This window comes from Eisenbergiella porci (assembly GCF_009696275.1).
Classification (GTDB): domain Bacteria; phylum Bacillota; class Clostridia; order Lachnospirales; family Lachnospiraceae; genus Eisenbergiella; species Eisenbergiella porci.
This window is the reverse complement of record NZ_VUMI01000011.1, coordinates 1-19,216: the sequence shown is the minus strand read 5'-3', so window position 1 is coordinate 19,216 and position 19,216 is coordinate 1. Positions and strand designations below refer to the sequence as shown.

17 protein-coding genes and 1 pseudogene are annotated in these 19,216 nt (G+C 47.9%); 11 read left to right on the top strand and 7 right to left on the bottom strand.

All coding sequences use genetic code 11. The features are described 5' to 3' along the window. Positions 1 to 19: 19 nt before the first annotated feature. Both FYJ45_RS08585 and FYJ45_RS08580 read left to right on the top strand, forming a co-directional pair. The gene (locus FYJ45_RS08585; RefSeq protein ID WP_154464273.1) at positions 20 to 1,399 is read left to right on the top strand and encodes a UDP-N-acetylmuramoyl-tripeptide--D-alanyl-D-alanine ligase; all 1,380 of its coding nucleotides are present in this window, start codon (positions 20 to 22) and stop codon (positions 1,397 to 1,399) included. After that, the gene (locus FYJ45_RS08580; protein WP_154464272.1) at positions 1,396 to 2,361 is read left to right on the top strand and encodes a DUF1848 domain-containing protein; all 966 of its coding nucleotides are present in this window, start codon (positions 1,396 to 1,398) and stop codon (positions 2,359 to 2,361) included. Before FYJ45_RS08585 ends, FYJ45_RS08580 begins: the two co-directional genes overlap by 4 nt. 12 nt (positions 2,362 to 2,373) lie before the next feature. On the opposite strand, the gene FYJ45_RS08575 is transcribed toward FYJ45_RS08580, so the two are convergent. After that, entirely contained in the window at positions 2,374 to 3,201 is an 828-nt protein-coding gene (locus FYJ45_RS08575; protein ID WP_154464271.1) for a helix-turn-helix domain-containing protein, read from the bottom strand. Positions 3,202 to 3,572: 371 nt separating this feature from the next. Between FYJ45_RS08575 and FYJ45_RS08570 the strand changes: the two genes are divergently transcribed. From FYJ45_RS08570 to gnpA, 4 genes are all read left to right on the top strand, one after another. Then, a complete protein-coding gene (locus FYJ45_RS08570) occupies positions 3,573 to 4,928 on the top strand; it encodes an ABC transporter substrate-binding protein (RefSeq protein ID WP_154464270.1) in 1,356 nt (451 codons plus the stop codon). A gap of 83 nt (positions 4,929 to 5,011) precedes the next feature. Continuing rightward, complete coding sequence (locus tag FYJ45_RS08565) at positions 5,012 to 5,905, top strand: carbohydrate ABC transporter permease (protein ID WP_154464269.1); 894 nt, start codon at positions 5,012 to 5,014, stop codon at positions 5,903 to 5,905. Between the two features lie 15 nt (positions 5,906 to 5,920). Next, the gene (locus FYJ45_RS08560) at positions 5,921 to 6,793 is read left to right on the top strand and encodes a carbohydrate ABC transporter permease (protein ID WP_021635271.1); all 873 of its coding nucleotides are present in this window, start codon (positions 5,921 to 5,923) and stop codon (positions 6,791 to 6,793) included. Between the two features lie 42 nt (positions 6,794 to 6,835). Then, positions 6,836 to 8,992, top strand: coding sequence for a 1,3-beta-galactosyl-N-acetylhexosamine phosphorylase (gene gnpA, locus FYJ45_RS08555; protein ID WP_154464268.1), 2,157 nt, complete (start codon positions 6,836 to 6,838; stop codon positions 8,990 to 8,992). Between the two features lie 360 nt (positions 8,993 to 9,352). Here the strand turns inward: gnpA and FYJ45_RS08550 are convergent, their stop codons facing one another. Further along, entirely contained in the window at positions 9,353 to 10,216 is an 864-nt protein-coding gene (locus FYJ45_RS08550; RefSeq protein WP_154464267.1) for an AraC family transcriptional regulator, read from the bottom strand. Positions 10,217 to 10,445: 229 nt separating this feature from the next. On the opposite strand from FYJ45_RS08550, the gene FYJ45_RS08545 reads away from it, so the two are divergent. The 5 genes from FYJ45_RS08545 (at position 10,446) to FYJ45_RS30575 (ending at position 15,439) form a co-directional block, all read left to right on the top strand. Next, on the top strand, positions 10,446 to 12,239 hold the full coding sequence (locus tag FYJ45_RS08545) for an L-fucose isomerase (RefSeq protein ID WP_154464266.1): 1,794 nt from the start codon (positions 10,446 to 10,448) through the stop codon (positions 12,237 to 12,239). A 90-nt stretch (positions 12,240 to 12,329) separates the two neighbouring features. Continuing rightward, positions 12,330 to 13,805: a rhamnulokinase gene (locus FYJ45_RS08540; RefSeq protein WP_154464265.1), complete on the top strand. Its 1,476-nt coding sequence runs from the start codon at positions 12,330 to 12,332 to the stop codon at positions 13,803 to 13,805. Between the two features lie 12 nt (positions 13,806 to 13,817). Beyond that, complete coding sequence (locus FYJ45_RS08535) at positions 13,818 to 14,258, top strand: RbsD/FucU family protein (protein WP_154464264.1); 441 nt, start codon at positions 13,818 to 13,820, stop codon at positions 14,256 to 14,258. 124 nt (positions 14,259 to 14,382) lie between these two features. After that, positions 14,383 to 15,216, top strand: coding sequence for a serine hydrolase domain-containing protein (locus FYJ45_RS08530; protein WP_235930731.1), 834 nt, complete (start codon positions 14,383 to 14,385; stop codon positions 15,214 to 15,216). Then, positions 15,206 to 15,439 carry a hypothetical protein gene (locus FYJ45_RS30575; RefSeq protein WP_235930730.1) on the top strand — a complete coding sequence of 78 codons (234 nt, stop codon included), beginning with the start codon at positions 15,206 to 15,208 and terminating at the stop codon, positions 15,437 to 15,439. Before FYJ45_RS08530 ends, FYJ45_RS30575 begins: the two co-directional genes overlap by 11 nt. An 18-nt stretch (positions 15,440 to 15,457) precedes the next feature. Here FYJ45_RS30575 and FYJ45_RS33120 read toward each other — a convergent pair. The 5 genes and pseudogenes from FYJ45_RS33120 to FYJ45_RS08515 all read right to left on the bottom strand — a co-directional run. Next, positions 15,458 to 15,757, bottom strand: a pseudogene (locus FYJ45_RS33120) (acyl-CoA--6-aminopenicillanic acid acyl-transferase); the annotation flags it as partial. A 27-nt stretch (positions 15,758 to 15,784) separates the two neighbouring features. Continuing rightward, entirely contained in the window at positions 15,785 to 16,519 is a 735-nt protein-coding gene (locus FYJ45_RS08525) for a lysophospholipid acyltransferase family protein (RefSeq protein ID WP_021635280.1), read from the bottom strand. A 177-nt stretch (positions 16,520 to 16,696) separates the two neighbouring features. Beyond that, positions 16,697 to 17,002 (bottom strand): hypothetical protein, encoded by a 306-nt coding sequence (locus tag FYJ45_RS30570; RefSeq protein WP_235930729.1) that lies wholly within the window; start codon positions 17,000 to 17,002, stop codon positions 16,697 to 16,699. Positions 17,003 to 17,056: 54 nt separating this feature from the next. Continuing rightward, on the bottom strand, positions 17,057 to 17,566 hold the full coding sequence (locus FYJ45_RS30565; RefSeq protein WP_235930728.1) for a hypothetical protein: 510 nt from the start codon (positions 17,564 to 17,566) through the stop codon (positions 17,057 to 17,059). 468 nt (positions 17,567 to 18,034) lie between these two features. Next, positions 18,035 to 19,216, bottom strand: a 1,182-nt coding sequence (locus FYJ45_RS08515; RefSeq protein ID WP_154464263.1) for an IS110 family RNA-guided transposase, incomplete at its 5' end; no start/stop codon positions are given.

Here is a 19,216-nt window from a genome sequence, read left to right as displayed (position 1 = left end):
TCAGGAAAAGAGGACGTATATGAAAAATATGACTTTAACCAACATCGCCCAGGCATGCGGCGGCAGGCTGATCTGCCCGGGTGAGCCCCCTGCTGCCGAGGCGGCGGGCGTGGTGATCGACTCCAGAAAAGCCGGAAAGGATTTCCTTTTTATTGCCGCAAAAGGAGAACGGGTGGATGGACACCGGTTTATACCGGAGGTTTTTGCGGGCGGCGCGCTTGGCGTAGTATGCGAACGGCTGCCGGAGCAGCCTGCAGGCCCCTGCATTCTGGTGGAGGACAGCTTTGAAGCCCTGAAAAGGATAGGGGAATTTTACCGCAGGCAGCTGTCTGTGAAGGTTGTAGGCATCACCGGAAGCGTGGGGAAGACCAGCACCAAAGAATTCGTTGCTTCCGTACTCTCGCAGAAATACAGGGTCCATAAGACCCTGGGAAATTATAATAATGAAATCGGCGTGCCGCTGACGGTGCTTTCCATGCCTGAGGACACGGAGGTTGCGGTACTGGAAATGGGTATCAACCATTTCGGGGAAATGCATAATTTAAGCCGCATTGCCCGTCCCGATATCTGTATCATGACAAATATCGGCCAGTGCCATCTGGAATTCCTGGGAAGCAGGGAAGGGATCCTGAAGGCCAAGTCGGAAATTTTTGATTTCATGGGCGAAGACGGCGCCGTATGCGTTAACGGCGACGATGACATGCTCAGCACAATAAAAGAAGTAAAAGGAAAGCCTCCGGTAACCTTCGGGCTTTCTTCAAGCTGCCGGATTTATGCGGCGGATATTGCAGGCAGGGGACTTCTCGGAAGCGAGGCGGTGATTCATGACAGGGAGTCGGGGATAAGCTTTAACGCGAAGATACCGCTTCCCGGCGGACATATGGTATATAATGCCCTGGCCGCCACTGCCGTAGGACGCCTGCTTGGCCTTACGCCGGAGGAAATCAGTAAGGGGATTGCCGCGGTGGAAGGTGTCAGCGGACGCAGCCACATCATTGAGCTGGCGGATAAAGTTGTCATCGACGACTGCTATAATGCCAATCCGGTTTCCATGAAGGCGGCCGTGGATCTTCTCCTTCAGGCCGACGGCCGGACTGTGGCGGTGCTGGGAGACATGTTTGAACTGGGGAAAGAGGAAGCGAAGCTGCATGAATGCGTGGGAGGGTATGCCGTGGAAAAAGGCGTGGACTGCCTGATCTGTACCGGGGAGCTGTCCCGTCACATGTACGAAGGCGCCCTGAAGGCGGCGGAAGCGGGGGAAAAACACGGCATCCATTATTTTCCGGACAGGGAAAGCCTTCTGGAAGGCCTTTCGGACCTCCTTCTGCCGGGTGACACGATACTGGTGAAGGCTTCCCGTGGGATGGGCTTTGAAAAGGTGGTGGAGCAACTGACATGATTCTGTCTGTTTCCAGAAGAACCGATATCCCCTGCAGATACTGCGAATGGTTTATGAACCGGATCCGTGAAGGCTTTGCGGTGGTAAGAAATCCGTTTAACGCGGGCCAGCTTGGCCGCATACCCATGACGCCGGAGGCAGTGGACTGCATTGTTTTCTGGACGAAGGATCCGCAGCCGCTGATGCCTTATCTGAAGGAACTGGACAGCAGAGGCTACCGGTATTATTTCCAGTTTACGCTTACGCCCTATGGCAAAGCGCTGGAACCGGGCCTGCGGGATAAAAAGAAAATTATCCGCACCTTCCGCAGCCTGGCGGAACAGATTGGAAGCAGCAGGATTATCTGGCGTTATGATCCTGTTATTTTAAATGAAGAAATGGGAATCGGATATCATAAACAGGCGTTCCGGCAGCTGTGCCTGGAATTGCAGGGCTGTATGCGGAGCGTGATTGTCAGCTTTGTGGACAGATACTCCGGAAATGGGTACTGGCAGAAACCGGGAAAACCTGAAGCCAGGAGGAAAAGCCTGCTGCGCGATGCGGCGGAAACGGAAATGGAGGAGCTGGCGGCCTTTTTTGCCCGCACCGGTGCGACATATGGGCTGCAGGTCAGCGCCTGCTGTGAGGCAAAGGATTTGACCGCATTTGGCGTGGGAAGAGCCTCCTGCATTGACAGGGCCGTCATAGAGGATATCCTGGGCGGCAGCGTGAAGCTCAAGCCTGACAAAGGACAGCGAAAAGGCTGCGGCTGCTATGAAAGCATTGACATCGGCGCCTATAACACCTGTCCTAATGGCTGCATCTACTGCTATGCCAACCATTCCCCGAAGGCTCTGGAGGCCAATCTGCGGCAGATGGATAAAAACAGCGAAATGCTTGTCGGACATGTCAGAGAAGGAGACAAGGTAACGGAGCGGAAGGCTGTTTCCTGCTTCGATGGACAGTATGAGCTGAAGCTCTGAACCTGCCGGATCCTATCTGCCCTGACAGGCCTTCCGGTAAGCGCTGGCCGTCATATGGCAGTGTTTCAGAAAGCACTGGGCAAAATAGCTCTGTGAGGAAAATCCGGAGGACTGCGCAACCTCCGTTATACTGTAATCCGTACTGGCCAGCAGCTCCTTGCTGGCCTTTATTCTTACCTCTATCAGATAATTCATGGGAGAACATCCGAACTGCCGGGTAAAGGCATGCACCATGTAGTATTTATTCAGATGGGATACATGGGCAAGCGTGTCCAGCGTGATGTTCTGGTTATAATTCGCCTCCATATACTGCTTCAGCTTGATACATTCCCGGCTGGACTTCACGGAGGGAACGAATTCAAAGGAAAAGTTCGTCCTGCGTATCAGCTTGACGATCAACATGTTGAGAAGATCCTGGCACACAAGCTCATAGTGGGGCCTTTTATTCTCCATCTCCCCCAGCAGGGAATCCATAAAGTAGGCAAATTCCTCATGATCACGCCTGCAGTTGAAAATAAGGTGCTCATGCTCCCCACCGAAGGAAAAATTCAGGCCTTCAACACCAAGGATAATGTATTCCAGCGGAATCTCCCCCACAGACCGCTCTGTATGGGAGGTATAGGAATTGATGATGATAAAATCATCCTCTTTAATAGGAAAGTTCTGATCTTCAATCAAATAATTCCCCGTACCCTTTTTAATATAGCAAAGCTCAGTAAAATAGTGCATATGCGGCAGGCTGGGCCAGTCGTTTTCATAAATGGAATGCGTGACATATAAAAGCTTTGCATTAATCGGATCAATTTCCCCGGTTTCCAGGGGGTATCTTGTAATCGGCATAAATTTCTCCTTTATGGTTGGTCGGTGTCTTTTAGGCTATACATGCAATCCGTCATTCCTTTTCTTTTTAGAAATACTGCGCTTGAAAACGGGCGGATAACAATGAAAAGCAAACATTTGTGCAAAAAAGATGTATAAAAATATAAAAAACACAGGTTTTTAAAGTAAGAGATTAAGCAATCTGTTTAAAAAAACAAGCAGTTAAATCTGATGGCGCACGTATATGACTAAAAATATATTAACAAATCTTGCGATAAAAAGCAATATTTCTAAAAAAAGAAGCAAGATATGGATTGTATAGATTGGCTATAAAAGATATACTGAGATTATCAAAAAACGATACATGATGCACAAACTAAAGGAGGAAAAAAATGAAAAAGAAATTCGTCAGTTTGTTTTTAACAGCTGTTATGGCAGCAAGCCTGCTGGCAGGTTGCGGCAACAGCGGCACAACAGCGCCTGCTGAGTCAAAGCCTGCAGAGACTCCCGCAGCTACAGAGGAAGCTGAGGCAGAAACAACTCCTGCTGAATCAACCGCAGCAGCTGAAACGACAGCAGAAAGCGGAGCGGCAGATTACAGCGGCGTTACATTGACAATGTGGTCCATGTGGAACTCCACAGAGCCTCAGGGCCAGGTAATCCAGGAAGCAGCAGATGCTTTCAAGGAGAAGACAGGCGCAACCATTAATATCGAGTGGAAGGGCCGTGACATCAACACCATCATCCAGGCAGCTCTGGAATCCAATGAGAAGATTGATATCTTCGAAGATGACTATTCCAGAATCGCAAAGAACTACAAAGATTACTGCTATGACCTTACAGATATGGCTAAGGCAGCTAACTATGACGCAACCAGCTATGCATGCTTCAATGAAGTTGCAACAGAGTGGGCAGGATTCCTTCCCTGTGTAACAGAGCAGCCCCAGGTAGGCGGCGTGTTCTACAACCAGGATATCTTCGATGACTGCGGAATCTCCGTTCCCACCACATGGGATGAGTTCCTTGCAGCATGCCAGACCATGGTTGACAAAGGCTATCAGCCCCTGGCTCTTGACAGCGCATACGCAGATTTCACCTTTGGTTACCATCTTGACAGAGTAATCGGTGAAAAAGCAATCTCCGACCTGGCTGTAAACGGCGGCTGGAGCAAGAACGAAGGCGTTGTAAAAGCAGCTCAGCAGATTATCGATTTTGTTAAAGCAGGATATCTTGCAGACGGCGCTCCGGATGAATATCCTTCCAGCCAGAACAAGATTGGTTTAACTGGTAAAGTGGCAATGGTTGTCTGCGCTAATTACGTAGCACCTGAAGTAAACAACAACTCCGGCACAGAAATCAACTGGGGAATGTTCAACTACCCTGCAGTTGAAGGCGGCGCGGATCCTTCTAATGCATATGCAGGCGCTAACTCCCTTGCTATCACAAAATACAGCGAGAACGCACAGGCAGCATTTGATTTCCTGATGTTCTTAACAAGCGGCGAATTTGACCAGAAGATGGCTGATACAGCGGATCAGATTCCTGCAGACCCCAGCAATACAGCACCCGCTATCATGAGCGGTACCGTAGAAGCTCTGGTTGCTACCAAAGCTCCCCTGTCCTGGAACATGGGCCTGAATGATAACTCCGAATTAAAGACCAGCTTTAAGGATATCATCATCAGCCTGTATGAAGGCAAATATGCTACCGGTGAAGATTTCGCAGCAGCAATGGATGCTTTATACTAAAACATAAAAACTAAACAGGTTTATCAAGTGGAGGTGGCACTGAAGTGGTGCCGCCTCTTTTGACAAGAAGAGGTGACATATTAATGAAAAAAAATAAGTCCTTAATTGTAGGTTTTATATTACCCTGTTTGTTAACCCTCCTCATCATGTATTTTTATCCTGTGGTCAGGACCGTAATCATGAGCTTCTTCCAGATTGAAAGTGTGACATCAGACACCTCCACCTGGGTCTTTAACGGTATGAGCAACTATCAGAAGATTTTCAACAGCCCCGGATGGCAGGCTTCCATGTGGAATATGTTCCGTATCTGGCTTGTGGGCGGCATTATTGTTCTTTCCTTTTCGCTTCTGTTCGCTGTTATACTGACAAGCGGCATCCGCTTTAAGAAGTTTTTCCGTGCTGCAATTTACCTTCCCAACGTTATCAGTGCTGTTGCCCTGGCAACCATGTGGATTCAGTATGTTTACAACAACGACTATGGTATGCTCAATAAAATCCTTCAGACATTTGGGCTGGAGGGCGTAAAATGGCTGGGCAATGATACCAAGTTCTGGGCAATGCTGTTTGCATTCATCTTCGGTGCGGTCGGCTATTACATGCTGATATTTATCAGCGGTATTGAAAGAATCCCGGCGGATTTATATGAGGCGGCAACGATAGACGGAGCCAACAAGGTTCAGCAGTTCGGCAAGATAACAATGCCTCTGTTGAAGGGAATTACCAAGACGAACATTACCTTCTGGAGCGTACATACCACCACATTCTTCCTGTGGTCAAAAATGTTTTCACCTGTGGATTCGGAGATTACCACCACGGTTCCCGTTGTTTATCTGTATGATACGGTTTTCGGCGGCAAGGGCAACTCAACAAGAGATGCGGGCGCAGGTGCTGCTACCGGCGTGATTCTGGCACTCATCATTGTTGTTATCTATGTCGTCATGAACAGACTGCTCAGAGATGATGATCTGGAATTCTAAGAGGAGGTGTGGATTATGAGCAAAAAGAAAGAGCCTAAGGTAAAAGAAAGAATTAACTGGAGAAAAGAAGCATCTCTTCTTCCGGGATATATTATCGTACTTGTCTGGATCATATTCACAGCTGCCTTTTTATTATGGATTCTGGGCGCCAGCCTTTCCACATCCAGGGAAATTTTCTCCGGATCAGTATTCAAATTTGAGAGCGGCCTTCATTTTGAGAACTATGCAAACGCATGGAAAGCGCAGAATGTTTCCGTATTCTTCGCCAACTCCCTGCTGTATGCGATAACGGCCTGTGTCGGCGTAATCCTGATTTCCGCGCCTGCAGCCTATGTGCTGTCCAGGTTTGAATTCCTCGGCAACAAGGTCATGAAATCCAGCCTGATCGTTGCCATGAGTATTCCTGCGGTTATGATTATCATGCCTATTTTCTCACTCTCCACAAAATGGAATCTGAAGGGCAGGATTCTGCTGATACTTTTGTATATTTTCTTAAATGTACCTTATACAACAACCTATCTGCTCAACTTCTTCGCAACTCTGAGTAAGACCTACGAAGAAGCGGCGGCAATTGACGGCTGCCCTCCGGCTAAAACCTTCTGGGTTATCATGCTGCCTCTGGTACAGCCGGCGCTGATTACGGTAACTATTTTTAACTTCCTGGGTGTGTGGAACGAATTCTTCATGGCATTGATCTTTGCAAGCTCCGAAAGAATGACACCTGTAGGCGTCGGCCTTCTCCAGATTGTAAACTCCATGAAGTACACGGGAGACTACGGCGGACTGTTTGCGGCGGTTGTTATCGTGTTCTTGCCCACATTCTTATTGTACATTTTCTTATCCGAGAAGATTATTGCCGGTGTTACAGGAGGCGGTATCAAAGGTTAATGGCATGGATGCCGTATTTATTTAAAGAAGAGGAGGCACAATATGAGTCAGGAAAAAGGGAGAGTAACAATTCCCACCGATATAGACGTGATACAGGAAACACTGGATTTATCCAAACGCTGGGGCGCAGATGCGGTTCGTGACTGCGACGGCACGGATTTTCCCGTAGAGTTAAAGGATGTGGGACTGAAGGTTTATTCCACCTATTATACTACGAGAAAGGATAATGCCTGGGCAAAGGCTAATCCTGATGAAATCCAGCAGATGTATGTAATGACGCCGTTCTACACGGCAGCCGGGGAAGCTTTGAGGATCAGGCTTATGAAAGGCCTGTATCCTGATATGCTTACCCCTAACAGCAGGGATGACATCAGACGTTGGTGGGAGGTAATCGACCGGACAACGGGAGAGGTGGTTCCCACAGCGGACTGGACCTATGATGAAGAAGCGGGAGAGGTGGAAATCAAAAGCGTGCCTTTCCATGACTATACCGTGAGCTTTCTTGCATATATCATGTGGGATCCGGTACATATGTACAACGCGGTGGTAAATGAGTGGAAGGATGTAGAGCATCAGATTACCTTTGATGTGAGACAGCCAAAAACCCATGAATATACCATGAAGCGCCTGCGCAAATTTATTGAGGAGCATCCGTATGTAAATGTGCTGCGTTTCACCACATTTTTCCACCAGTTTACGCTGGTATTTGACGAGCTGGCCAGAGAAAAATATGTGGACTGGTACGGATATTCCGCATCAGTATCCCCTTATATCCTGGAACAGTTCGAAAAGGAAGCAGGCTACAAATTCCGGCCTGAATTCATCATTGATCAGGGCTATTACAATAACCAGTACCGTATTCCTTCCAAAGAATACAAGGATTTCCAGGCCTTCCAGAGAAGAGAGGTCGCCAAGATTGCCAGGGAAATGGTGGATATCTGCCATGAATGCGGCAGGGAGGCGATGATGTTCCTGGGTGACCACTGGATTGGAACGGAACCGTTTATGGATGAGTTTAAGACCATCGGCCTTGATGCGGTGGTTGGAAGCGTGGGCAACGGAGCAACACTCCGTCTGATCAGCGATATCGAAGGGGTGAAATATACGGAAGGCCGCCTCCTGCCTTATTTCTTCCCGGATACCTTCCATGAGGGAGGCGATCCTGTTAAGGAAGCAAAGACGAACTGGGTAACGGCAAGACGTGCGATTCTGAGAAAGCCTATTGACCGCATCGGCTATGGCGGTTACCTGAAGCTGGCGAATGAATTCCCCGATTTTGTGGATTACGTGGAATCCGTATGTGCGGAATTCAGGGAGCTTTACGATAATATCAAGGGCACTACGCCTTATTGCATTAAGAAGGTGGCAGTGCTGAACTGCTGGGGAAAAATGAGAGCCTGGGGAAATCATATGGTGCATCATGCGATTTACTTCAAGCAGAATTACTCCTATGCAGGAATTATAGAGGCGCTCTCCGGCGCGCCGTTTGACGTGAAGTTCATCAGCTTTGAAGATATCCTGGAAGATAAGGATATTTTAAAGGATATTGATGTCATCATCAACGTAGGCGATGCGGATACCGCACAGACAGGCGGTGAGTGGTGGTGCAATCCGGTAATTTCTTCTGCCGTTAAGGAATTCGTATATAACGGCGGCGGCATTATCGGTGTGGGAGAACCCAGCGGCCATCAGGCAAACGGACATTTCTTCCAGCTGGCAAATGTGTTCGGCGTTGAGGAAGAAAGAGACTTCACACTCGGCTATGATAAATACAACTGGGAAAACCACAGCCACTTCATTACGGCTGACTCTCAGGAGAGAATTGATTTCGGCGAATCAAGGAAATATATTTATGCGCTGGAAAACGCACAGGTGCTTGTATCCGAGGATAAAGAAGTAAAGCTGGCGGTGAATGAGTTCGGCAAGGGCCGCGCCGTATATATCAGCGGGCTTCCTTACAGCTTTGAAAACAGCAGGCTTCTCTACCGTGCTATTTTATGGAGCACAGGCGAAGAAGAAAATATCAATAAGTGGTTCAGCACCAACTATAGCGTGGAAGTACATGCCTATATTAAAAACGGCAAATACTGTGTGGTAAATAACACCTATGAACCCCAGTCCACGACCGTATATAAGGGTGACGGAACAGGCTTTGATTTGGATTTGGAAGCAAACCAGATTATCTGGTACGAAATCTGAGAACAGTGATGACAGACGCTTTCGGCAGCAGCCGGAGGCGTCTGTTTTAATTTTGAAGATAAAAAAACAGCGTGCATTTCCGAGGGGGGAACAGGAAGCCGGACAGTATTTTTTTTATATACTGAAAACCGGAAGAACTAAGATTTTATAGAGTTGACACATGTAATGCAATACGTTATTATTTATTATATAAATGTACAAAACATATCGATATGGAATCTATCCATATTAATACCGATGTCCGGTTCTCTCAGAGGTTTCTGAAGCAGGATCTTTTACATTTTTATCCGAAAGGCTCAGAAAGTGCCTGTATTACCGGAAATGCGATAAAAGATTCTGTTTTGGAAATCCTGTCTTTTTTCAAACTCGTCCCAGGGCATAGTGCTTCGGGGTCACTCCCATATATTTCTTAAAGGTTTTGACAAAATAACTGCTGTCATTAAAGCCGCATTGATAGGCAATTTCCGTGACGGGAAGCTCGGTGGTGCTCAGAATGTAGCAGGCGCGCTCCACGCGGTAATAGTTCAGATAATCCATGGGAGTCCGGTGCACCGCGGTACGGAAATAGCGGCAGAAGTATTTGGGCGTCATTCCCGCAATCCGTGACAGATCCGCAAGTGTGACAGGGCTGGCATAATTGGCGTCAATGTATTCCAGAACAGGCTTAAGCTGATCCATTTTCTTGGGGGCCGACGAAGGCTCCTCCGTTGTGGGAACATAATATTCCTCTTCAAAAATACAGCCGAAAAACTCAAACAAAGCTCCCAACGTTCTCAGCTCGCTTCCCGCATGGGGGTAACGTACCGCGTCAAAAAGACGGCAGGCTGCCTTCAGCAGGCGGGAATTCCTGCTTTCCCCCGCCTGAAAATAGTTATACAGCCGTATCTGATGCCGGGAAATGAGCCGGATATACCGTTTACAGGCGTCCGTATGCATGAGAGTGGGATTTAAATCAAAAACGGCGCATTCATATATACAATGCTCAGGAACGCCGCCGTGTATGATGCCTTCCCCGATAAGAATCACATCGCCGGCCCCTGCGTTTATCTCTTCATCATCCAGATAAAGCCGGAGAGAACCGCTTAATATCTGAATCAGCTCCATTTCCTTATGCCAGTGGAAGGGCATATTATACCGCGAATGATGCTCATCCACATGATAAAATGCAATGGGAAAATCCGGTGTCCCATGATCTATTTTTTCATTATAATCCAGATAATGCATACGCTTTCCTCCATATATATGGCGCTTTCACAAACGGCCTGCAGAGGGTTTTCCCCTGTTTTTATTTATTTCACAGTTTTTTAAAAAAAAGTGAATATTGTTATATTTTTTGCCATTATAACACAGGCAAAAAGAAATTGCCAATGATATACTGAACTTAACGAACTTAGCGGTATCAGTTAAGTTCCTGTGGAAACCGGTAAAGGTATTTTTTCAAGGAGGGAAAGAAATGGCAGAAAACAGATATGTAGGGGATTATCCGGTAATTGGCATCAGGCCCACCATCGACGGAAGAAGAGGCTACCTGAAGGTGAGGGAATCACTGGAAGAGCAGACAATGAATATGGCGAAGGCAGCGGCAAAGCTGTTTGAAGAGAATTTACGCTACTCCAACGGGGAGCCTGTAAAGGTGATCATTGCAGATACTACCATCGGGCGTGTGGGCGAGACTGCGGCATGCGCGGACAAATTCCGCAAGGGCGGTGTGGATATTACCCTGACCGTAACACCCTGCTGGTGCTATGGCGCGGAAACAATGGATATGGATCCCAATACGATCAAGGGCGTATGGGGCTTTAACGGTACGGAGCGTCCCGGAGCCGTATATCTGGCAAGTGTACTGGCTACCCATGCGCAGAAGGGACTTCCGGCATTCGGTATTTACGGACATGATGTTCAGGATGCGGACGCAACGGATATCCCGGAGGATGTTGTGGAGAAGCTGCTTCGCTTCGGAAGAGCTGCGGTAGCGGTTGCCACTATGAGAGGAAAATCTTATCTGCAGATTGGTTCTATCTGCATGGGCATCGGCGGTTCCATCATTGATCCCGCATTTATTGAAGAGTATCTGGGAATGCGTGTGGAATCCGTGGATGAGGTGGAAATCATCCGCCGTATGACGGAAGGCATTTATGACAAGGCAGAATTTGAAAAGGCGCTGGCCTGGACAAAAGCAAACTGCATTGAAGGCTTTGATAAAAATCCTGAAGAGGTTCAGAAGTCCAGAGAGAAGAAGGACGAGGACTGGGAGTTCGTTGTTAAGATGATGTGTATCATCAAAGATCTGATGAACGGCAACAAGAACCTGCCCGTTGGCTGTGAAGAGGAAATGGTAGGCCATAATGCGATTGCGGCAGGCTTCCAGGGACAGCGTCAGTGGACGGATTTCTACCCCAACTGTGATTTCGCGGAAGCGATGCTGAATACCTCCTTTGACTGGAACGGACCTAGAGAGCCTTATGTACTCGCGACGGAAAATGACGTCCTCAACGGCCTGGGAATGATGTTTATGAAGCTTTTGACCAACCGGGCGCAGATTTTTGCAGATGTGCGTACCTACTGGAGCCCGGAAGCGGTTAAGAAAGCGACTGGCTATGAGATAGAAGGCGTAGCGAAGGAAGCGGGCGGATTTATCCACCTGATTAATTCCGGCGCAGCATGTCTGGATGCCAACGGACAGGCAAAGGATAAGGACGGCAACAACGTGATGAAGCCCTGGTATGAGATTACTCAGGAGGATCAGAAGGCTATCATGGAAGCCACCACATGGAATGAAGCGGACTTCGGATACTTCAGAGGAGGCGGCTACTCCTCAAGATTTGTTACGGAAGCCCAGATGCCTGTTACCATGATCCGTCTGAACCTTGTAAAGGGACTTGGGCCCATGCTCCAGATCGCAGAGGGCTGGACGGTGAAGCTTCCCGATGAGGTTTCTGACAAGCTCTGGAAACGTACGGATTATACATGGCCCTGCACCTGGTTTGCACCCCGCACAACCGGCAAGGGCGCATTTGCAACAGCATATGATGTAATGAATAACTGGGGCGCAAACCATGGCGCTATCAGCTATGGGCATATCGGAGCGGATCTGATTACCATGTGCTCCATGCTGAGAATCCCGGTAAGCATGCACAACGTGCCTGAAGAAAAGATCTTCCGTCCTTCCGCATGGAATGCATTCGGTATGGATAAGGAAGGCCAGGATTACCGTGCATGTGCTACTTACGGCCCTATGTACAAATAACATCCCGGAGCAGGTCATTAGGGTCAGACGAATCGAAGGTCCGCCTGGCCCTGATTTGTTGTTTCACAGAATCAGAATAAGGAGCCGCCTATGGAGACAAAGAAGGTATTAGCGGTTGACCTGGGGGCTTCCAGCGGAAGAGTCATGCTGGGAAGCTTTGACGGGGAAAAGATAACCGTGGAGGAGCTGCACCGTTTTTCCAACGATCCCGTCATCCTGGGGAATACCATGTATTGGGATTTTCTCCGCCTGTTTCATGAAATCAAGCAGGGGCTGATTAAATCCAAAGCATATGGGAAGATAGACAGCATCAGTGTGGATACCTGGGGAGTGGATTTCGGACTTCTGGATAAGGAAGGGAATCTGCTGGGGAATCCGGTGCATTATCGGGATGCCAGAGTGAATGGGATGCTGGATAAAAGCTTTGAAAAAATAGACAAGGATACATTTTATGGAATCACCGGCAATCAGTTTATGGAAATCAATACGGTATTCCAGCTCCTGTATCTTGCGCTGAATAAAAAGGAACTGCTGGAACAGGCTGACAGCCTTCTGATGATGCCGGATTTATTCAATTATTATCTGTCCGGCGGGAAATGCTGCGAGTATTCCATTGCATCCACAACGCAGATGCTGGATGCTGTAAAGAAGAACTGGTCGGATGAGGTGATAGAAAAGCTGGGCCTGCCTGAAAGGCTTTTGCAGCAGGTGGTTCCCAGCGGTACTACCGTGGGAACACTCAGCCAGCAGCTGTGTGAGGAGCTGGGGATTGAGCCTATGAAGGTAGTGGCGGGCGCCGGACATGATACCCAGTGTGCGCTGGCGGCCGTGCCTACAGGGGAAAAGGATTTTATTTTCATAAGCTGCGGGACCTGGTGCCTGTTTGGCACAGAGCTTGATGAGCCGATTATTGATGAAAACAGCGCCCGTTTTAATATTACAAACGAGGGCGGCGTGGGAGGAAAAATTTCCTTCCTGAAGAATATTATCGGTCTTTGGCTGATTCAGGAGAGCCGCAGGCAGTGGATGCGGGAAGGAAAGGAATTCAGCTTCGGCGAGCTGGAAAAGCTGGCTTCCAAAGAGGAGCCGTTCCGTTCTCTGATCGATCCGGACGCTCCCGAATTTGCGCCTTCAGGAAATGTGCCCCGCAGAATCCGGGAATTCTGCAAACGTACCGGGCAGCCGGTACCGGAAACGGAAGGGCAGATCGTACGCTGCATTAACGAAAGCCTTGCGCTGAAATACCGTATGGCTTTTGAAGAAATCAGGGAATGTACGGGAAAGGAATATCCCGTGATACATATGGTGGGCGGCGGAACACAGAGTGCGCTGCTGTGCCAGCTGACAGCAAATGCATGCGGGCGTCCCGTATATGCAGGTCCTGTGGAGGCCACTGTTTACGGAAACGTGGCGATTCAGCTAATGGCGGAAGGCGCTGTGGAAAGTCTGGAAGAAATCCGCAGTGTAATTAAGGCTTCGGAAGAAATCCGCAGGTTTGACCCGCAGGATGGAGAACGCTGGGAGGAAGCCTATCGGAACTATTGTGAAGCTATCATGAAATGGTGATTGGAGGCAGCTATGTTAAAAGGAATTCCTTCTGTTTTATCACCGGAGCTGTTAAAGGTTCTGTGTGAAATGGGACACAGTGACAGGATTGTAATTGCGGACGGGAATTTCCCGGTGGAATCCATGGGGAAAAATGCCAAGGTAGTTCGGTTGGACGGACACGGTGTCCCGGAAATTCTGGACGCCATCCTTCAGGTATTCCCGCTTGATACTTATGTAGAGCATCCCGTGAACCTGATGGAGGTAATGCCGGGAGATCCTGTGGAGACTCCTATCTGGGATGAGTATAAAGAAATCATTTCCAGGTACGACAACAGGGGAAGCGCGGCGGTCGGCAATATTGAAAGGTTTGCCTTCTATGATGAGGCAAAAACTGCTTATGCCATTGTGGCGACCGGCGAAATGGCTGTATATGCCAATGTGATGCTGCAGAAGGGCGTCGTGAAGGATTAAGGAAAGAACGAAGAGAAAATAAAACAGAAATGACTTTAAGGGTATTCCATAAGCCTGTGTGCTCAGGTATTGGAATACCCTTTTTATGTGTCGGAGGTAAAATCTGGGACAGGCGGTAGACAGTATGATATATGATTTTATGCGGGAGCATGAGATCCCCGGACTTACGCCTGCCATTGTACAGGCGCCGTATATCCCGCGGGTGGTTGGATACGGAATGTCTGATGAAAAGCAGAGGCGTCTGGCCTCCCCTAACACTATGTGGCCGGCGGGGCATATTTCCCAGGCTTTTGCGGCGGTGGCCGTTATGCAGCTTTATGAAGACGGCAGGCTGGATCTTTCCGATACGGTAGGAAAATGGATTCAGGTGGTTCCGGAAGCCTGGAAGGAAATTGAAATACTTCAGCTGCTGCGCCATGTATCGGGTCTGCCGGATTACCGCTTCCAGCAGGATTTTAATCCATACAGGGCAGGGGCCTTTGGAGAATTAATAGATTCGGTTCAGACGCTGCCGCTGCACTTTAAACCGGGAACAGAGGTGATGCAGAGCGCTACGAATTTTCTTCTGCTGACGGAAATTGTGGAAAGGGCGGGGGAACAGAGCTACCATGACTTTGTTACGAAAAGGCAGATTCAATACCTTGGTTTGCGCCATACCGGCTTTGCGGAGGATTTGGGGCGTTTTATGCATGAGGATGTTTCTCTTACGGAAAATGTACATCAGCTGTTTAAGAAGGATCGGCTGTACATTGATCCCACAGAGCCTGCGGCAAGCTATGACGGAGAAGGAGGTTTGATACCACGTACGGATTCCTCCGCGTTAAGAGGTTTTTCGGATATTTGGGCATCCGCACAGGATATTTCCTTCTGGGATATCGGACTGGCCGGTTCCGTGCTGATTCATGAGCCGCTTTACGGATGCAAAGGAACTGGTATGCGTTACACTGATGGCGAATAAGGAGGGAATTGATTTTGCAAATCTGGGCCGACGCATCGCGGGCGCCTTCGGGGATTTACTATCCACGAACTACGATGATAATAAGCTTTATCTGTTTGAGGGCCAGCTTCCGGCTGAGGAGACGGTGGAGCGTCTGGAGAAGGAGCTTGCCCGGATGGCGGCGGTACATCATCCCACGGGTTTTTATCTGGCGTCCAGTGTTCATGCTCATAGCTACAGCTAATCCCTTATCGTTAATCCCCTCTTCCCGCCCAAACATCATCACACAGGTGCCTATATGAACATTTTTCCCATCTGCACATGTGCGCGCCAGTGTAAATTCTTCTAAATCGTGATGATATTCATAACTCCGTGCAAGAATAGGGTGGCCGTTTGCACTTTTCTGGGCAGATATTGCGATTTGGCTACATGACGGACGAAGATATGTACCTGCATAATAAGCAACTTTCGAGACAGGTATACTACTTGCATCGGCAAAACCCTGCAGTTCATCGTTAAGACCCGGACACCATCGATCCAATAATCTGATTATTTCATTCATATCCGCTTTGTTTATTTTACGGTATGTTTACACCAGCTCTTTATTCTTAAAATACATCTCTTTAATTCTCTCCAGCGTAATATCCGCCAGTCTCTTTTTGTCTTCTTTTGGAAGCTCATTGGGATAAATCGGCTCGCCGTATTCGATGACGACATGAGTTTTCTTTATCTTGGGAAGATGATCCTCAAAAACATCACCGGCGTTATTCAAAGCAATAGGGACGATGGGACAGCCGGATTTCTCGGCAATTTTGAAGCTTCCTGCATGGAAAGGCAGGAAAGTATCGGGAACCTTGTTGCGGGTGCCTTCCGGGAAAATGCAGATGGAAATGCCGTCCTTAATTTTTCCAATAGCGGTTAAAATAATTTTGGCGCCCTGTTTCAAATCATTCCTGTCCAGAAACAGGCAATGCAGGTTCTTCATCCAGTTGCTGAGGAGAGGTATTTTCAACATTTCTATTTTGGCAACATAGCCGGTGGGGCGTGGAACCCGGACATAGGTCATAAGGATGTCAAAATAGCTCCGGTGGTTTCCGATGTAAAGCACGGCCTGATCCCTGGGAACGCGTTCTTCGCCGATGTAGGTGATTTTAACGCCGGACAGGCGCAGACACCAGCGGAAAGCCCAGTTGACAATAGCCAGGGAACTCCTGTTTTTGACGTCCATATTGAATTTCCCGATAATCCACTCTGCGATCATAAGCGGAATGCTCAGGATAAGAAATAAAACTACGAATACTGCCACACTGATAAAACGAATCATGGGATGATTCCTTCCTTTCCCTGTCCCCGGAAACCGTGATAAATACCCGGGGTATTTGTATTTTTAAGTATATACTACCATTATTTGCAAAGCAAGAATTTATTTGCTTTGTGTCGATAGAGGCGTTTATCCTGCGATAGATACAGGGAAAGGTTAATTCAGCAAATAATGCAGATATCAGAGGCCAAATTCCTGGAACAGGCTTTCCTGAAAGTCATGGCTGGTAACGGCCTTTTCTATTTCACTGCTGCGTCCGTTCTCAATCAGGAGCCGTATTAACTGATTGACCCTGTTTTCTCCCTCTTTTATGCCTTCTTCCAGACCTTCTTCCTTTAAAAAAGCCATGTGTTCCTGCTCGTCATACTCCGTAAATAACATATCAATCACCTCCGCGCGATGGGCTGTGAGAATGTCCTTCAGTATATTTTCCTGAATACATTCCCGGATGGCGGCATCTGCCGCTTCATCGAAGGGCAGATTCATTTGCAGTTTCGTTCGTACTTTTTCTACAAAGATGGAATATTCCTTTAATTTCCTTCACTTATCCATGAGCCCGCTGTTGTGCCCCGCATTGATGTTAAGCATAATTGCCCGGCATTCCAGGCATGGCTCTCCGGCATCCGAAGCAGGAGGAAAAGCGTCGGACATTTTCAGCTCAACGCGGTCGGGCTGATCCTCCAGGCCGTTGTAAAAGACAATATATTTCGGCCGGGGAAGGGGAATGAGCTTTTTGCCGTACAGCCTGTATTTATGCTTCATCAGGTATTTCTGGTAGGTCTCGGCAAAGTAGAGAAAACCGCGGACCGGCATATTGGGATTCAGGGTGCTCTGGTGTTCATAAAGATTCAGGATATCTCCGATGAGGAAGGAGATATCATTTTTCATTTTCAGATAGAGCATGTTTTCCAGCGTCACGATCGCAAGCTGCTCTGGGTTGGAATAGGCGCTTTCGTTTACCGCATTATATAGTGCAAGCAAATCCTCCTTTTCCCCGAAAACCAGGCGGAACAGCCTGTCCTTGTATTCTTTGGTAATTTGTACTTCCAATTTTTGTGTTACCTCCATTATACAGTATTTTTATTTTGTTTCAACGGTAATGTGGGCGAAATTAAACCATAGGCTGTACACCACGCTTTCTGTTTCGTAATTATTAGAAAAGAGATGATGGCGAAAACGCCGGATGCCGTCTGGCGGCATAAGAGAAAAGAACGGATATTTAAAGGCCTGTTAAAAAGGCCGGAAGAAGATTAGAATATCCGTAGGGATAATTTAACACGGATTGGATGGCGGCACAACCAATTTTCCAAAAAAACAGTAATAAATCCAAAAAATCAGAAGGATTTTCCTTTCCTGTGATTTGTTAGAATAGAAGCATAAGGAAAGAGAAGTCCAGCTAAGAAATGTCAATAGGTAAAATGAAAAATGTTTACAAAGTTTTTTTCAAGCAGCTGATGTAAAAAAGGGTAACCTTAATAAACCCATTGCCATGGGATTTTAAAATGTAATTCAAATCTATCAGGCAGCGTTGTTCACAGATTCTGGGTGCTCTGTTGCATAATGTTCACAGTGTTCTTTCGGCGTAATGAGCTCAAAAGGCTTATTATCCCGGAGCATGGCGAAAATGATGTTGCAGATTTTGTGCATGACGGCCCCGACAGCAACGATCTTTTTTTTGCTGGCACATTTGCGGATGTAATAATTATAAATGACCGGGTTCACGGGGGCTTTTGTTGCTTTATCCACTTTCAGGTTGTTGATGGCGACCATATGCAGGATACGCCTGGCAAGACTGGAGCCCCGCTTGGACATGTGAACCCTGTCTCCATGGAACTTGCCGGAATCGTTTACACCAGGATCCAGTCCAAAGTAAGCATAGAGCTTCTTAGGCGAAGGGAACAGGTCAAAGGATCCCATTTCCGCGATCAGGACGACGGCACTCAAAAAGCCGATACCGTGCAGTGTCTGGATAAGGCAGATGCGGTCATAGTCCGGTGTCCCTTCCAGTTTGTCGACAGCCTGATGCAGTTCTTCCAGTATGCTGTCCAGATGGGCATGGTATTCCCAGTACATTTTTATGTATAGCCTGATCCGGAGAGCGTTGCTTTTAAGGGCACGCCCGAAAACAGCGGCATCCTTTGCAGCGGTGCATATGGCATCATACTTGGCGAGGGCATACTTTTCCCCAAAGCGTGCCGTGCTGCGGATGATTTCCACAAGCTCGTCTTTTGGGGCGGCAAGCATGTCCGCTGCAAGGGGGTAAGCTTCCAGAAGCTTTAAGGAAGTCTGGGTTGTGACCTTGCTGAACACATTCAGGTATGCGGGGAAGGACACTTTGAGTTCCGCATTAAGCTTCAATACGATAGCGGATTGCAGGTCCTTGAAATAATAGTAGTCACGCACGAGATTGCGCAGGTCAATGATTGCGTCATCCGGGACAATGGAAGTCTTAAGGGAGGCATCCAGGCCGACTTTAGCAGCTTTTTTTGAATCAAATTTATCATTATGGAGTTTCCTGACGTTCCTATTTGTGCTATTCTTAGTAATGATAGGATTAATGACGGCGCAGTCAAAACCCTTATCACGAAGGAAGTACAGGAGTGGGATGTGGTAGATCCCGGTGGATTCAAGGAAGCAGCGGCTTTCAAGAGAATACATCTCCTGTGCTTCCTTTATTTTTGAGACGGCAAGCTCACGGGA

Coding starts and splice junctions, on each gene's coding strand:
- FYJ45_RS08565 (WP_154464269.1), top strand. CDS start 5,012: ATGAAAAAAAATAAGTCCTTAATTGTAGGTTTTATATTACCCTGTTTG.
- FYJ45_RS08585 (WP_154464273.1), top strand. CDS start 20: ATGAAAAATATGACTTTAACCAACATCGCCCAGGCATGCGGCGGCAGG.
- FYJ45_RS08570 (WP_154464270.1), top strand. CDS start 3,573: ATGAAAAAGAAATTCGTCAGTTTGTTTTTAACAGCTGTTATGGCAGCA.
- gnpA (WP_154464268.1), top strand. CDS start 6,836: ATGAGTCAGGAAAAAGGGAGAGTAACAATTCCCACCGATATAGACGTG.
- FYJ45_RS08550 (WP_154464267.1), bottom strand. CDS start 10,216: ATGCATTATCTGGATTATAATGAAAAAATAGATCATGGGACACCGGAT.
- FYJ45_RS08560 (WP_021635271.1), top strand. CDS start 5,921: ATGAGCAAAAAGAAAGAGCCTAAGGTAAAAGAAAGAATTAACTGGAGA.
- FYJ45_RS08535 (WP_154464264.1), top strand. CDS start 13,818: ATGTTAAAAGGAATTCCTTCTGTTTTATCACCGGAGCTGTTAAAGGTT.
- FYJ45_RS08580 (WP_154464272.1), top strand. CDS start 1,396: ATGATTCTGTCTGTTTCCAGAAGAACCGATATCCCCTGCAGATACTGC.
- FYJ45_RS30575 (WP_235930730.1), top strand. CDS start 15,206: ATGGCGAATAAGGAGGGAATTGATTTTGCAAATCTGGGCCGACGCATC.
- FYJ45_RS08525 (WP_021635280.1), bottom strand. CDS start 16,519: ATGATTCGTTTTATCAGTGTGGCAGTATTCGTAGTTTTATTTCTTATC.
- FYJ45_RS08545 (WP_154464266.1), top strand. CDS start 10,446: ATGGCAGAAAACAGATATGTAGGGGATTATCCGGTAATTGGCATCAGG.
- FYJ45_RS08575 (WP_154464271.1), bottom strand. CDS start 3,201: ATGCCGATTACAAGATACCCCCTGGAAACCGGGGAAATTGATCCGATT.
- FYJ45_RS08530 (WP_235930731.1), top strand. CDS start 14,383: ATGATATATGATTTTATGCGGGAGCATGAGATCCCCGGACTTACGCCT.
- FYJ45_RS30570 (WP_235930729.1), bottom strand. CDS start 17,002: ATGAATCTGCCCTTCGATGAAGCGGCAGATGCCGCCATCCGGGAATGT.
- FYJ45_RS08540 (WP_154464265.1), top strand. CDS start 12,330: ATGGAGACAAAGAAGGTATTAGCGGTTGACCTGGGGGCTTCCAGCGGA.